This window comes from Brumimicrobium aurantiacum (assembly GCF_003402975.1).
Classification (GTDB): domain Bacteria; phylum Bacteroidota; class Bacteroidia; order Flavobacteriales_D; family Crocinitomicaceae; genus Brumimicrobium; species Brumimicrobium aurantiacum.
The window spans coordinates 474,215-489,431 of sequence record NZ_QURB01000001.1 but is presented as its reverse complement, the minus strand read 5'-3'; the positions used below and the strand labels follow the sequence as shown (position 1 = coordinate 489,431).

The following is a 15,217-nucleotide window of genomic DNA, read 5'->3' as shown; positions in this document are numbered from 1 at the left end:
GTTTTGAAAATGTGAATAACTAAAAAATGATATAATTTCTTTCGGACAAATATGTCAATTAAAGTTTCTAATTTTACCTTTCAATTGAGAATAAAAGTATCTGAATAAGATACAATCGAAAGATTCTTGATAGAACCATTGAATTTGATACAGAATTATTGATAACATAAAATAAATTGTGATATGAGCGACGGATTGGCACTTAAAACTCAGAAAGCTAGTGATTTAAAGAGTTTTTCTCAGGAGGAGGTTTTGAAATCTGCTATTGAATATTTCAAAGGAGACACTCTAGCAGGGGAAGTTTGGATGAAGAAATATGCATTAAAAGATGCAATGGGTAATCTTTATGAAAGAACTCCAGATGAAATGCATAAACGTATTTCAAGAGAGTTTGCTAGAATCGAAGCGAAGTATCCAAATGCACTTTCTGAACAAGAAATTTATGATGTAATTAAAGACTTTAAATACATCGTTCCTCAAGGAAGTCCAATGGCTGGAATTGGAAACGATTTCCAATACGTTTCAATCTCAAATTGTTTTGTGATTGGAAATGACAAAGACGAAGATTCTTACGGTGGAATTTTGAAACTAGATCAAGAATTGGTTCAGTTGATGAAAAGAAGAGCTGGAGTTGGTGTTGATTTATCATTTGTTCGTCCAAGTGGATCGCCAGTTCAAAACTCTGCTTTAACAGCAACAGGTGTTGTGCCATTTATGGAGCGTTTTTCAAATTCAACGAGAGAAGTTGCTCAAGGAGGTCGTCGTGGAGCGTTAATGGAATCAATAGCAATTGATCATCCAGATTCAGAGGCATTCATCGATGCCAAAACAACTGCAGGAAAAGTTACCGGTGCCAACGTTTCTGTAAAAATTTCTGATGATTTTATGAGATCTGCCTTAACAGGTGGTGATTATACTTTGACTTATCCTGTGAAATCAAAGAATCCAACATTTACAAAGACTGTAGATGCAAAAAGAATTTGGGATAAAGTAGTTCATAATGCATGGGCTTCTGCTGAACCTGGAATTTTGTTCTGGGATACTTTGATCAAAGAATCTATTCCTGATTGTTATGCCGATTTAGGTTTTGAAACTGTTTCAACTAATCCTTGTGGTGAGATTCCACTTTGTCCAAACGATTCTTGTCGTTTGTTGGCAATCAATTTATATTCTTATGTTAAAAATCCTTTCACGGATGAAGCGACATTCGATTATGAATTGTTTGATAAGCACGTAATCATTGCGCAACGTTTAATGGATGACTTGATTGATTTAGAACTTGAAAAAGTTGATAAAATCATCAATAAAATTAAGAATGATCCAGAATCAGATAACGTTAAGAATACAGAGTTAAGTTTATGGATGCAAATCCGTGAAAAATGTAAGCAAGGACGTAGAACTGGTCTAGGAATTACAGCTGAAGGTGATATGTTGGCTGCACTTGGAATCTGCTATGGAACAGATGAATCAAATGATTTCTCTGATCAATTACACATGAGATTAAAGCACGGTGCTTACCTTTCATCAAGCATTATGGCTGAAGAAAGAGGTGCATTCCCAATTTGGGAAGCACAACGTGAGAAGGATAATCCTTTTATGTTAAGAATTAAAGAGGAGAATCCAGCACTTTACGAAAGACTAGTAGAGCACGGAAGAAGAAATATAGCGTTGTTGACAATTGCGCCAACAGGTTCAGTTTCAATTTTAACGCAAACAACATCAGGTATTGAGCCGGCATTTATGGTTTCTTACATGAGAAGAAGAAAAATTAACCCAGATGATAAAGATGCACGTGTAGACTTTGTTGATGAGGTTGGTGATTCTTGGCAAGAATATCCTGTATTCCACCACAAATTTGAAACATACCTTATTGCAAAAGGGTATGATTTAGAAGAGGTGCGTAAAATGGATCAGGATCAAATTGACTCAATTATCGCGAAGTCTCCATACCATAAGGCAACATCTAACGATGTGGATTGGGTGAAGAAAGTAGAAATGCAAGGTCGTGTGCAAAAACACATTGATCACTCTATTTCTGTAACTGTTAACCTTCCATCAGATGTAACTGAAGATATGGTAGGAAAAGTTTATCAAACAGCTTGGGAGTCTGGATGTAAAGGTGTTACTGTTTACCGTGATGGCTCACGTTCTGGTGTACTTGTTTCTACTTCTGAAAAAGAAAAAGAAACTAAAAGTGTGAATTTTGACGATCACCATGCTCCAGAACGACCAGAATTCTTAGAAGCTGAAGTTGTACGTTTCCAAAATAACTTGGAAGAATGGATTGCTTTTGTAGGAATGTTAGATGGTCGTCCATACGAAATCTTTACTGGACGTAGAGATGGATTTAATGGAATCCCGAACGATGTAAAGAAAGGATTAATCAAGAAAGTGAAGAGTGACGACAGTAGTCGTTATGACTTCCAATACGAAGATAGAGGAGGTTATAATGTTACAGTTGAAGGACTTTCTCGTTCTTTCGATAAAGAATACTGGAACTATGCAAAAATGATTTCTGGTGTATTACGTCACGGAATGCCATTGCTACATGTTGTAGACCTTGTAGGTTCTTTAAACTTAAGTGACGACACTTTGAATACATGGAAAAATGGTGTTTCTCGTGTTGTGAAGAAGTTTATTCCTGATGGAACACAAAGTAACAACGAATGTCCTGAGTGTAATCAGAAAAGCGTACAGTTCCAAGAAGGTTGTTTAACTTGTACAAACTGTGGTCACAGTAAATGCGGTTAATTATATAAAGTTATTTCATACGCTAATTTGATGAATTAGTGAACAAATGTTAGATTTTAAAGGTCGTTTCCTCAGGAGGCGGCCTTTTTTGTTGATTTTGCTTTATTCTCTCCTGTTTTAGTCCTATTTATGATTTTTAACTTAAACTCATTGGGTGAATAATAAAATGTAAACTAATTATTTCTTTATATTTAGGTTTTACAGACAAATTAAATTTAGAAAGACAAAACAGGATGGCTACAGTGTTTGAGACAAGATTGATTGGAAATTTAGGTAAAGATGCAACAGTAAGAAAAATAGATAGGGGAGTTGTCGCAATTAATTTTCCCGTAGCGCACAATAAAAATTGGAGAGATAAAAAGACGGGAGAATCAAGGACAAAAACCACATGGGTGAATTGTACCATTTGGAAAAAAGAAGGATCTAATATGCGAATTTTAGATTTTCTAAAAAGTGGGGCACTGGTTGAAGTTGTTGGAACTCCTTATGCTAAAGCTTTTCAACAAGATGATGGTTCTATAAAAACAGAGATTAGGCTGAATATTGCACGTACTAATATTCTGAGATCAAGTAAAAGTGCCAGCAATATTAGCGATGACAATTATAATGAGAATGAAGAGAGTGAAAGTAATACTGATATGTATGGAGGTTTAGATGGCTTTACACTCAATGAAGATGATTTTTAAGGAAGAATTATTCATGGGGGACAATTCTAAAATGAAGTAATTAATAATCGTAATTTAAAACTTGAGAATATGAAAAGATCATTGATGACATTAGGTGTTTTTGCCATTGTTATGACAGCACCAGTTTTTGCACAAGTAAATGCAAATGCAGAAGTTAAGAAGGTTGAGAAAGCACCCGCTCTTTTGTTAAATGAGAAAGTAGCAAAACAAAAACCCTCAAAAGAAGAAGGGCTTATTAATTCAAATAAGATAAACAAGGAGATAAAGTCGGAGAAAAAGAAAGAATTCAAGTCGGCTTCACCAGCAATTAAAGAGGAAGACTAACATCTTTTTTTACAATATTTTTGAATAAGCAGTTCTCTTAGCGGACTGCTTTTTTATATTCAAGCCTTATATGAGAACACGCTTTTATTATTTAATGGAAATCCAATATCTTGGCTTTCGTTATCACGGCTGGCAAAAGCAACCCAATGTAATCACGGTTCAAGAAATGATAACTAAAACTTTGAATTGGGTCTTGCCAGATGAAACATCAAGTAAAGTTTTGGCTGCAGGTAGAACCGATGCTAAGGTCTCTGTTAATCAAACTTATGTTGAAGTATTTACAGATCGTGCCATTGAGGATCTGCCACAATTTCTTGATGAATTTAATCTTAACCTTCCAGCAGATGTAAAAGCACTTTCCATTGAGCCTACTGATGCTAAGTTCAATATTATTCAATCTGAAAAGATCAAAGAATACCATTACTATTTTGCTTTTGGAGAGAAGTTTCATCCCTATTGTGCGGCATTTATGTGCAATATTTTGGCAGACTTAGATGTTGAAATCATGCAAAAAGCAGCCACGATGTTCGTCGGGAAAAAAGACTTTTACTCTTATACTTTTCGTCCTAACCCAGAAACGCAAACCAATGGAGAAGTGATTTCATGTGAGTTAACTAAAAACACCGAATTAACAGCTTCATTTTTCCCAGAGGAGAGTTATGTCGTAAAAGTAAAAGGCATCGGTTTTAAGCGTAATCAAATACGTTTAATGATGGGTATGCTCTTTGAACTTGGACAAGGAAAAAAAGCCTGGAGCGAATTTCTAGCAACCCTCGACGGATCAAATAGAATTAAACTAAGTTATAACGCCCCAGCCTCTGGACTGCAATTGCACGCTGTTGAATTCGTTAATTCATAATTTCAAATATGCATTAACGAATTACGAATTGCCAATTGCCAATTGCTTCACTTCTTCAATTGCATCTTTTAATCCTTCAGGTTTTTTACCTCCTGCAGTTGCAAAGAACGGTTGACCACCTCCACCACCTTGGATGTGTTTAGCGGCAGAACGTATCATGTTTCCTGCGTGTAAATCTTTTGATTTTACCACTTCATCATCAATGATGATACTCAAAGTACATTTTCCATCTTTATCGCCTCCTATAACAGCAAATAAGTTTTCAACCTCACCTTTCAATTGGAATAAAATGTCTTTGATTGATCCACCATCTAATGGAACAATAGCGGAAAGGAAATTGGTGCCATTTTGCTCAACAATGTTGTTTTTTAAATCAACTTTGATGCTTTTTGCACGGTCCTTCTCAATTTGCTCAATCTGCTTTTGCATTTTATTATTGCTTTCAATCAAGTCTTTAACTGATTGAACAACGTTTTTGGTGTTTTTAAACAATGCGTTTACATTATCTAATTGCGCCAACTTATCGTTGATGTATTTCTCTGCTGTAGTATTTGAAATTGCTTCAATTCTACGGATCCCAGAAGCTACAGATCCTTCTGACACAATTTTAAACCAACCAATATTTCCTGTTCCTTGAACGTGTGTTCCTCCACACAATTCAATAGAATCTCCAAATTGAATTACACGAACAGTATCTCCATATTTCTCACCAAACAACATCATTGCACCAAGTTCTTTGGCTTCGTTGATTGGAGTGTTTCTCAATTCATTTAATGGCTCATTTTGACGGATTAAATCATTGACGATCTTTTCAATCTTTTCGATTTCTTCATCTGTCACTTTTGAAAAATGAGAGAAATCAAAACGTAAATGATCAGCATTTACCAAAGAACCTTTTTGTACTACATGATCTCCCAATACTTCACGTAATGCATGGTGTAAAAGGTGAGTAGCACTGTGGTTTGATGCAGTTAGCGCTCTTTGTTTACTGTTTACAACTGCTTTAAAAGTTGCCTTTGGATTTGAAGGAAGTTCTTTCGCGAAATGTACGATCAAATTGTTTTCCTTTTTGGTGTCAAAAATCGCAACTTTTTCACCATCAAACTCAATATATCCTTTGTCACCAACTTGTCCACCTCCTTCAGGATAAAACGGTGTTAAATTGAATACCAATTGGTAAAATGACTTTTTCTTTTGCTCAACTTTTCTGTAACGTGTGATTTTCACTTCCGTTTCCAGTCGGTCGTAGCCAATAAATTCTTCTTTTTCGTCTTTTAAAATCTCTGTCCAATCATCTGTTTTTACAGAAGTTGCCGAACGAGATCTGTCTTTTTGTGCTTGTAAGGATTTGTTGAATCCTTTTTCATCCAGTTTCAAATTGGCCTCTCTTGCCATTAAGGCTGTCAAATCAAATGGGAAACCGAATGTGTCGTACAATTCGAATACTTGTTCACCAGAAATTGTGTCGTTTCCAACTTTTTTCTGTTCCTCAATGATGACTTCAATTCGCTTAATACCTTGTGCTAAAGTTTTAAAGAAACTCAATTCTTCTTCACGAATTACATTTTCAATTAAAGTTTGGTTGTCCACCAATTCAGGGAATGCGCCACCCATTTCTTGAACCAACACTTTACTCAATGGAGCCATAAATGGTTCATCCATTTTCAAAGTTTGGTAACCATAACGTACTGCTCTTCTCAAAATTCTTCGAATAACGTATCCAGCTCCTGTATTTGAAGGCAATTGACCGTCAGATATTGAAAATGCAATAGCACGAATATGATCTGCAATTACGCGCAAAGCAATGTCAGTAGTTTCGTTTTCTCCATATTTAAAACCAGATTGTTTTACGACCTGACCAATTAGGGTTTGAAACAAATCAATATCATAATTCGATTGTTTTCCTTGAAGAACCATTGCTAAACGCTCAAGTCCCATTCCTGTATCGATATGAGTTTCTGGTAGTTTTTCTAAGCTTCCATCTGCTTTTCTGTTGAATTGTATAAATACAAGGTTCCAAACTTCAATTACTTGAGGATGGTCTTGATTTACCAATGTTTTTCCGTCAACCTTTGCTTTTTCTTCATCAGAACGAATGTCAACATGGATTTCAGCACATGGTCCACAAGGTCCCATCTCACCCATTTCCCAGAAATTATCATCTTTATTGGCTTCTAAGATACGGTCTTCAGCAATCCATTTTTTCCAAAAGTCATAAGACTCAGTATCTCTAGGCACACCATCTTTCTCGTCTCCTTCGAAGATTGTCACATAAAGGTTTTCTTTACTAATTCCATAAACTTCAGTCAACAATTTCCATGACCATTCAATCGCTTCTTCCTTAAAATAGTCACCAAATGACCAGTTTCCTAGCATTTCAAACATTGTGTGATGATAGGTGTCAACACCTACTTCATCCAGGTCATTGTGCTTTCCAGAAACACGCAAACATTTTTGCGTATCAGTTACACGTTTGTTTTTGGCGACAGCATTACCAAGGAAAAATTCTTTAAATGGAACCATTCCAGCATTGATAAACATTAGCGTTGGATCGTTTTTTACAACCATTGGAGCCGATGGTACAATGGAATGCTTTTTCTCTTCAAAGTAAGTGAGAAATTTTTTTCTGATTTCTTCAAGTGTCATTTCTATTCCCTATTAAATTGGTATACTGTTCTTTGTGTTAATCAAGGTTAACGATTTTGCAAAGTTAGATTATTTACATAATTTTGCGATGTTTTAGTGTAAAATAATGTCAAAGACAAAATTCAGGTATAATCCCAAAACACTTTCATACGAAAAAGTGGATCGTTCTATTGGTGAGCGTATCCTACGTGGATTCGTGTTTATAGCCCCAACCATTGCATTAAGTCTTGTTTTTGCATTTATTTTAGCCTACAGAATAGAATCTCCAAAAGAAAAAGCCCTTAAAAAAGAACTTGCCGAATTAAAAGGTGAGTTTAAAAATATTCAATCCCGTTTGGCTTTGGTGGATAAAGTAACTGAGGTGATTAAAAAACGTGATGAAGAATTATACAGAATCGCACTTGGAGCAAACGAATTTCCAGAAGAACTTCGTTTGATGGGAGTTGGTGGAAGTGACGCCTACAGTTCGTATAAGAAAATGTCAAACAGTGAAATTTTAATAGAGTCTATCTCAAAATTAGATGAAGTTGAACGTAAGTTACACGCCCAAAGTTTATCTTTTAAAGAACTAGTTAATTTAGCGAAAGAACGTGAAAATCGTTTGGCTTCCCTGCCGGCAATTCAACCTGTGAATAATAAAGAGTTAAAAAGAATGGCTTCTGGTTATGGCTGGAGGATAGATCCTGTTTATGGAACTCGAAAAATGCACTGGGGAACAGATTTTTCCGCTGAAGTGGGAACTGATGTCTACGCTACAGGAAGAGGAGTTGTTGAAGAAACACGCGTAAGTAGCTGGGGTTATGGTAGAGAAATTGTGATTAACCACGGCTTTGGATACAAAACTAGATACGCTCATTTAAGTTCTTTTTTAGTGAAAGAAGGTGATGTGGTTGAGCGTGGAGATCTTATCGGATTACTCGGGAATTCTGGGAAATCAACAGGTCCACACCTTCATTATGAAGTGATTAAAGACGGTCATAAAGTCAACCCAATCAATTATTTTCATTCAGATTTAACACCAGAACAATACGAAAAGATTGTTGAGATTTCAAACAATGCAATGAAATCTATGGATTAGAATTCTATTTTAATTACGAATTACGATCTGCAAGCTTTCGGATAAAAAATCACAAATCTTAATTCAAATCTATCAGATTTAATCCATTCAAAAAATAAAGATTTAAAATCCATTCTCTATCGGATGTATTGCTTTATTTTCATTAAATTAGCACCAACGATCTCAAGTTATGATTAAAGCAAGTGAATTAACAAAATTATATTATTCTATTGGAGAAGTCGCACAAATGTTTGATGTGAACACTTCATTGATTCGTTTTTGGGAGAAAGAATTTGATTCTATTAAACCGAAGAAGAACAAAAAGGGAAATCGCTTGTTTTCTCCGAAGAGTATTTTAGAAATTCAGAATATTTATCAATTGGTAAAGGTAGATGGTCATACTTTAGAAGGTGCAAAAAAAGCCTTGAAAAGTGGTGATGTTGAAATTACCCAGCCAGAGATCAATAAAGAGGAATTAATCGAGAAACTTGAGAATATCAAATCGAGATTATTGTCTTTGAAAAAGTAATTTGTAGCTTAATTTTAAGAAATTATGAGTAAATCAATCGAGGTAGGAGATCAATGCCCACTTTTTAGTTTAAAAGATCAAGAAGGGAAAGCTTTCAACATAGAGGAGGTTTTAGGGAAAGAAAATATCATTATCTATTTTTATCCTAAAGATGATACGCCAGGATGTACAAAGCAAGCATGCTCTTTCCGTGATGCATTCGAAGATTTTACAAAAGCTGATGCTAAGGTGATCGGAATTTCTAGTGACAACGAAGAAAGTCATAAAAAGTTTGCGCAAAAACATCAATTGCCTTTTACATTGCTGGCTGATACCCAAAAATCTGTCAGAAAGGCGTTTGGAGTTCCGACAAATCTATTGGGTTTAATTCCAGGGCGTGTAACTTATGTGGTGGATAAAAAAGGAATTGTTCAAGGAGTTTTTAATTCTCAAATGAAAGTTGAACAGCATGTTGATGAAGCATTGTCAATTTTAGAAAAAGCTAAATCCTAGTAGATTTGATTTTGATATGTTTCTGAAAAAATAAATTTTACCTGCTATACTTTAATATGTAGAACCAACAATGAAGAAAAACTTTTATCTTTATTTTTTAAATTGAAAGATCATGATTTTTGTAGATAATGCAGGTGTAACAGACCCAAGATTAAACCTTGCCCTTGAAGAATATATTGTACGTAAATTTAGTGGTGAAAATGACTATTTACTGTTCTATATTAATGAACCTTCAATCATTATTGGAAAGAATCAAATTACAATTGAAGAGGTAAATCAAGATTATATTGATGACCATAATATTCATGTGGTACGCCGTGTAAGTGGTGGTGGTGCAGTTTATCATGATTTAGGAAATTTAAATTTTAGTTTTATCACCAATCATGATGTAAAGAAGCTTCATAACTTCAAAAAGTTTACAGAACCAGTTGTCAAATTGTTGAAAGAATTGGGGTTGGATGCTGAACTGAAAGGACGAAATGATATTTTGGTTGGCGATAAGAAAATTTCAGGTACAGCTCAGTTTTCTACAGGACGAAGAATGATTAGTCACGGAACATTGTTGTACAAAACAGACATTGGTGAAGTGGTAAATGCACTAAATGTAAAGCCTAGCAAATTAGAGTCAAAAGGTCATAAATCTGTAAGAAGTCGTGTTGCGAATATTAGTGATTTAATGGATGTAGACTTATCAATTGAGGAGTTTAGAGAATTGCTTTTAAAAGGATTGTTTGCAGAATCAGACCATTTTGTGACCTACACTTTAAGTGAGGAAGAATGGGATGAAGTTCGTGCCTTAAAAAATGAGAAATACGATACTTGGAAATGGAATTATGGACGAGCGCCTAAATTCAATATCCAACACAATAAACGCTTTTCAGTTGGTGAATTAGACGCTAGAATTTACGTAGAAAAAGGTTTAATTCAACAAGCCAATATTTTTGGTGACTTCTTTGGACGTGATGCTGTATCTGAATTAGAAAAACATCTTATCGACATTCCTTATGATAAGCCTTCTATTCAAAAAGCCCTTGAAAATGTTGATATAACTAACTATTTCGGTGCTATTGATAAAAATGAATTCATAGACTTTTTGGTTGGAGGATAAATTATTTCTCCATTCCAAAATCATCAGTTACGCTTCATACAAGGAAAGTGGTTTAGTTTATATACTGTACCAATTAATGGTCGTATCATAAACAAAGCTCCTTCAAACCACATTCAGATTTCTCCATCCCAAAATCGAAGATTTTGAGCTGTTCGAAATGATACCGTTCGGAGGGTGGAAATGAAAAAAGAAACGAAAGCGCAGCTTTCGTTTCTTTTTTCCCTACGCCTGCGTTTACGTTCATTTCGACAGAGCGAAGCGACGAGAAATCTATCTAACATTGATTCTTGTTTATGCATTGTTCGGAGAGAAATCTATCTAACATTGATTTTTGTTTGTGCATTGTTCGACGAGAAATCTATCTAACATTGATTCTTGTTTATGCATTGTTCGGAGAGAAATCTATCTAACATTGATTTTTGTTTATGCATTGTTCAACGAGAAATCTGTTTTTCAACTTCCTATTTTGATGATTAATTCTAAAATTGTAGCGGAGAGAAGTTTATTTATTGATTTTTCATTTGTTGGAAATTTGAAGACTTTTGATTTTTTCGATAGTTCTTGTTATTATTAATGAATAGGCTTAACTTAAATAAAACTAAATCATCTAAATCAAATGAGAATTAATAGAGTTTACTTTGTTTATATTTTAACAAATCCTTCAAAAACAACTTTGTATGTCGGCTATACAAGTGATTTGTTAAAACGAGTTCATCAGCATAAAACTGGATATTATGAAAGTTTTTCAAAAAGATATAACATTACAAAATTAGTGTATTATGAAACCTTCAACGATGCAAAATTAGCTTTCTCAAGAGAGCGACAAATAAAGAAATATAGAAGATCTAAAAAAGAAGCTCTAATTGAAATAGATAATCCTAAATGGGAAGAAATCATTGCACCTATCAGTAATTAATTCATAAACAAAGCTCCTTCAAACCACATTCAGATTTCTCCATCCCAAAATCGAAGATTTTGAGCTGTTCGAAATGATACCGTTCGGAGGGAGGGAATGAAAAAAGAAACGAAAGCGCAGCTTTCGTTTCTTTTTTTTCCCTACGCCTGCGTTTACGTTCATTTCGACAGAGCGAAGCGACGAGAAATCTAATCTAACATTGATTTTTGTTTATGCATTGTTCGACGAGAAATCTATCTAACATTGATTCTTGTTTATGCATTGTTCGGAGAGAAGTTTATTTATTGATTTTTCATTTGTTGGAAATTTGAAGACTTTTGATTTTTTCGATAGTTCTTGTTATTATTAATGAATAGGCTTAACTTAAATAAAACTAAATCATCTAAATCAAATGAGAATTAATAGAGTTTACTTTGTGTATATTTTAACAAACCCTTCAAAAACAACTTTGTATGTCGGCTATACAAGTGATTTGTTAAAACGAGTTCATCAGCATAAAACTGGATATTATGAAAGTTTTGCAAAAAGATATAACATTACAAAATTAGTGTATTATGAAACCTTCAACGATGCAAAATTAGCTTTCTCAAGAGAGCGACAAATAAAGAAATATAGAAGATCTAAAAAAGAAGCGCTAATTGAAATAGATAATCCTAAATGGGAAGAAATCATTGCACCTATCAGTAATTAATTCATAAACAAAGCTCTATCAAACCACATTGAGATTTCTCCATCCCAAAATCGAAGATTTTGAGCTGTTCGAAATGATCCCTTTCGGAGGGAGGGAATGAAAAAAGAAACGAAAGCGCAGCTTTCGTTTCTTTTTTCCCCTACGCCTGCGTTTACGTTCATTTCGACAGAGCGAAGCGACGAGAAATCTATTTAGCATTGATGCTTGTTTATGCATTGTTCGGAGAGAAATCTATCTAACATTGATTTTTGTTTGTGTGGTATTCGGAGAGAAATCTAATTAGCATTGATACTTGGTCATGTTGTGTTCGACGAGAAATCTATTATTACAAACAATAATATTGGAGTTTATTTTTTGAAGTCATTCGACGAGAAATCTAATTTCCAATCCTCAACATTAAAGCTTATGTTTATCAGTGAATTTGAGCATGATTTTCTAATAGCAGTCCATTTTAATTTTACCTTTCTCGATTAGGTTTTCTATCTTGAGGTTACTGTTGGATACACATTGTTTTAATTCTTCTAAAACGCCATCACGCATTTTTAGTGAACCACAAATCATTATGCTTCCTTTGTTTTTCAGGTGCTCTAGTACTTCGTGTTTATGCTTACGAATTAAATCTTGAACATATTTACATTCACTTTCTTCCTTCGATATGGCAAAATGTAAGGTGTTGAACTGCTCCTTTGAAGAGTTTTCTTGGATTAAATGATGGTATAATTTGAATCCGTCCTTAGTTCTTCCCCCTAAATAAAAGGTCTTTTTCTGGTTGGTGTACATAGAATTCATGCCCAAAAATGGTGCTATACCCGTACCGTTGGCAATCAATATAACGTCATTGTTTTTAGGTAAATGGAAGGACTTGTTAATCTTGATGATTCCTCGAATTTTATCACCCAATTCTTGCTTAAATAAATACGTTGAGCATTTTCCTAAGTCATGTTTTTTGATGCTCAAAAGGATATTTCCATCGTGGGTTTTACCCATCGAATAATAACGAACATGTTCTTCTTCTGGAGGAGCAATGGCCAATAAATCTCCCGCTTGAAACTTATTATGATTTAAAGGTTTTAATGAGAGGGTGAATGTTGTAGAGTAGCCATCATCAACGATTTCCTTCCTGACGATCTCAAAGTTAGATTTTTCTTGTGAAGGATGGTCTTCTTCGTTGGGTAAATCGATTGAAATTTTATGCTGTTTGGCCCATTCATCAATGGCTAGTTTGAAGCTTGTGAATGACTGCTTGTCGATTAAAAATGGAGGAGCGAAAAGATCAAATTGTCGGTTGTTTGCTAATGCTTCATGAACATCAATGGCGTACTGACAAAATTGAGGATAACTCATCGAGCCAAAGCCAATGACATAGGTTGATAAGGTGTTGGGTTGACTAATTTCATTTACTTTGTCAAGAAATTTTCGGGCTTTAAAAGGTGCTTCACCATCTCCATAGGTTGAAGTTAAAACAAGTAAGTGTTTTGCTTTAGGGTAGGCTTGGTAGGCATTCATTTCATCTACAAAGACAGTATTTCCTTTGGAGATTAATGCTTTGAATAATTGTAGTGCGAATTTCTTCGTTGAACCATTTTCTGAGCCGACTAAGATGATGATTTCAGCATCTTCTGCACCAAATTTATTGCGGGTTTTTGAAGATATTCTGTTCCAAGCAATTTTAGTACCTGAATACATAAAGTAGATGAGGTTGATAGAGATCAAACCTAAAATAATTGCCCAAATAAATTGCCCTCTTCCTGTGTGTAAAGTTTCGGATAGATTAACTAATTGTTCTGTATTCGATTTTGGAGTATCCGAAACTACAGAGTTAGTGTATTGATGGATTTTTAAATTTTTATCATGCAATTCCAGTTCAAAAAAGTCAGTTTCGTCGGATGAAAATGGGAAGTTTAGGGTAACTACCTCAGAAAGCAGTATGTCCTCAAAAATGTTTTTATTGTTAGATTCCTTTACTGAGCTGGATGGAACTTCTTTTTCCAATAATCCTTGGGTGTCTAGAAACATGATCGTTCCTCCGAATGCCATTACCATGATGGGAATAAAAGACCAACGTCCTAAAACGGTATGGAAGTATTGTGCTTCATTATGTTTTTTGAGACGCGTGAAAATGTGTTTTAATCCATTCGTGCTTTTGATGACTAAGGCAATTCCAGAAGTCGCCATCAATAGTAAAAGGAATACCGTTATTCCCATAATAATTCGACCGCTATTATGCATAAATAATGAACGGTGAAGGGCAGTTACCCATTCAAAAAAGTCACTTTTTGGTTCTATTTCAGCACTTTTTTTGGCCGTAGCGGGATGAATATAAAATGCACCATCCGTTTCCTCATCAAATCCAATAACATCTACCTTAACAGCGCCTTCTTTTTCAACCTCAACGGAAAATACTTCGATGTATTCGTTTTTTAGTTTTGGAATCAAATCAGAAAGCGTAAGGGTGTCTAATGCCGCTTTTTCTGCCGGAGATTGTGCTTGCTGAATTACAGGCTCAGCGGAAAGAATAATTCCCGTGGCTGCTGCAATAAATAAGAAAACACTCGAAAGTAAAGCTAAAATTAAGTGACTATACCTCCAAAAACTAGACGCCATTCAATACTGATTTTAATAAGGTTAAATTCTTCCTGTTAGAAATTAAACAGGAATCAATCTTATCATTCTGATATAACCTTTTTCTCCTTCGTATTTCCCTTTACTTAAATTGTCTTTGCTTAAGTCGATGACAACATCTTCTTTGTGATATTTTTTGTCTTCAACTGATGTTTCAAATCGTAAAGTATATCCTTTATCGATGTATTGTTCTTCTAAAGTGAATGAAACAACCGAGCGTTCACCACTACCAATTGAAGCACCTGTAATTCCGTCTAATCGGGGTTGAAAACGGTTTTTCTCCCTAAACGTATTCCAAGCAGGCAAATCTGGGTACCATTCACGATCATCACCTAAAACACGCAAGGTTTTAACATATTCTCCTTCATTATCAATTAGAGAAATGACAACATACGCACCTTCTCCTTGATAGTTTTTTAGTTGAATTAAACATTTGTAATCACCTCCACCACTGTTAACTTTGTTCACAAATGAAGTCAAAGAGATTGTTAAAACAACAAACAAACCTAATATCGATAACCTTTTCATTTCTTTAC

Annotated in this window: 13 protein-coding genes; 10 read left to right on the top strand and 3 right to left on the bottom strand. The window is 34.7% G+C overall.

Annotated features, from left to right (window positions below):
• Positions 1 to 183: 183 nt before the first annotated feature.
• From DXU93_RS02160 to DXU93_RS02145, 4 genes are all read left to right on the top strand, one after another.
• Positions 184 to 2,751, top strand: coding sequence for an adenosylcobalamin-dependent ribonucleoside-diphosphate reductase (locus DXU93_RS02160; RefSeq protein ID WP_205679217.1), 2,568 nt, complete (start codon positions 184 to 186; stop codon positions 2,749 to 2,751).
• 233 nt (positions 2,752 to 2,984) lie between these two features.
• Positions 2,985 to 3,437 (top strand): single-stranded DNA-binding protein, encoded by a 453-nt coding sequence (locus tag DXU93_RS02155; RefSeq protein WP_116879596.1) that lies wholly within the window; start codon positions 2,985 to 2,987, stop codon positions 3,435 to 3,437.
• Positions 3,438 to 3,506: 69 nt separating this feature from the next.
• The gene (locus tag DXU93_RS02150; RefSeq protein ID WP_123776020.1) at positions 3,507 to 3,761 is read left to right on the top strand and encodes a hypothetical protein; all 255 of its coding nucleotides are present in this window, start codon (positions 3,507 to 3,509) and stop codon (positions 3,759 to 3,761) included.
• Between the two features lie 70 nt (positions 3,762 to 3,831).
• Entirely contained in the window at positions 3,832 to 4,620 is a 789-nt protein-coding gene (locus DXU93_RS02145; protein WP_116879594.1) for a tRNA pseudouridine synthase A, read from the top strand.
• Between the two features lie 21 nt (positions 4,621 to 4,641).
• On the opposite strand, the gene alaS is transcribed toward DXU93_RS02145, so the two are convergent.
• On the bottom strand, positions 4,642 to 7,266 hold the full coding sequence (gene alaS / locus DXU93_RS02140) for an alanine--tRNA ligase (protein WP_116879593.1): 2,625 nt from the start codon (positions 7,264 to 7,266) through the stop codon (positions 4,642 to 4,644).
• Positions 7,267 to 7,372: 106 nt separating this feature from the next.
• Between alaS and DXU93_RS02135 the strand changes: the two genes are divergently transcribed.
• The 6 genes from DXU93_RS02135 (at position 7,373) to DXU93_RS02110 (ending at position 12,059) form a co-directional block, all read left to right on the top strand.
• A complete protein-coding gene (locus DXU93_RS02135) occupies positions 7,373 to 8,344 on the top strand; it encodes a M23 family metallopeptidase (protein ID WP_116879592.1) in 972 nt (323 codons plus the stop codon).
• Between the two features lie 169 nt (positions 8,345 to 8,513).
• Positions 8,514 to 8,852, top strand: a complete 339-nt coding sequence (locus DXU93_RS02130; RefSeq protein ID WP_116879591.1) for a MerR family transcriptional regulator — start codon at positions 8,514 to 8,516, stop codon at positions 8,850 to 8,852.
• Between the two features lie 24 nt (positions 8,853 to 8,876).
• Complete coding sequence (locus tag DXU93_RS02125; RefSeq protein ID WP_116879590.1) at positions 8,877 to 9,344, top strand: peroxiredoxin; 468 nt, start codon at positions 8,877 to 8,879, stop codon at positions 9,342 to 9,344.
• Positions 9,345 to 9,456: 112 nt separating this feature from the next.
• Complete coding sequence (locus DXU93_RS02120) at positions 9,457 to 10,452, top strand: lipoate--protein ligase (RefSeq protein ID WP_116879589.1); 996 nt, start codon at positions 9,457 to 9,459, stop codon at positions 10,450 to 10,452.
• A 616-nt stretch (positions 10,453 to 11,068) separates the two neighbouring features.
• On the top strand, positions 11,069 to 11,368 hold the full coding sequence (locus tag DXU93_RS02115) for a GIY-YIG nuclease family protein (protein ID WP_116879588.1): 300 nt from the start codon (positions 11,069 to 11,071) through the stop codon (positions 11,366 to 11,368).
• Positions 11,369 to 11,759: 391 nt separating this feature from the next.
• Positions 11,760 to 12,059 carry a GIY-YIG nuclease family protein gene (locus tag DXU93_RS02110; protein ID WP_116879587.1) on the top strand — a complete coding sequence of 100 codons (300 nt, stop codon included), beginning with the start codon at positions 11,760 to 11,762 and terminating at the stop codon, positions 12,057 to 12,059.
• Positions 12,060 to 12,494: 435 nt separating this feature from the next.
• On the opposite strand, the gene DXU93_RS02105 is transcribed toward DXU93_RS02110, so the two are convergent.
• Positions 12,495 to 14,663 carry a PepSY domain-containing protein gene (locus DXU93_RS02105; RefSeq protein WP_116879586.1) on the bottom strand — a complete coding sequence of 723 codons (2,169 nt, stop codon included), beginning with the start codon at positions 14,661 to 14,663 and terminating at the stop codon, positions 12,495 to 12,497.
• 42 nt (positions 14,664 to 14,705) lie between these two features.
• Positions 14,706 to 15,209 carry a DUF2271 domain-containing protein gene (locus tag DXU93_RS02100; protein ID WP_116879585.1) on the bottom strand — a complete coding sequence of 168 codons (504 nt, stop codon included), beginning with the start codon at positions 15,207 to 15,209 and terminating at the stop codon, positions 14,706 to 14,708.
• Positions 15,210 to 15,217: the final 8 nt, after the last annotated feature.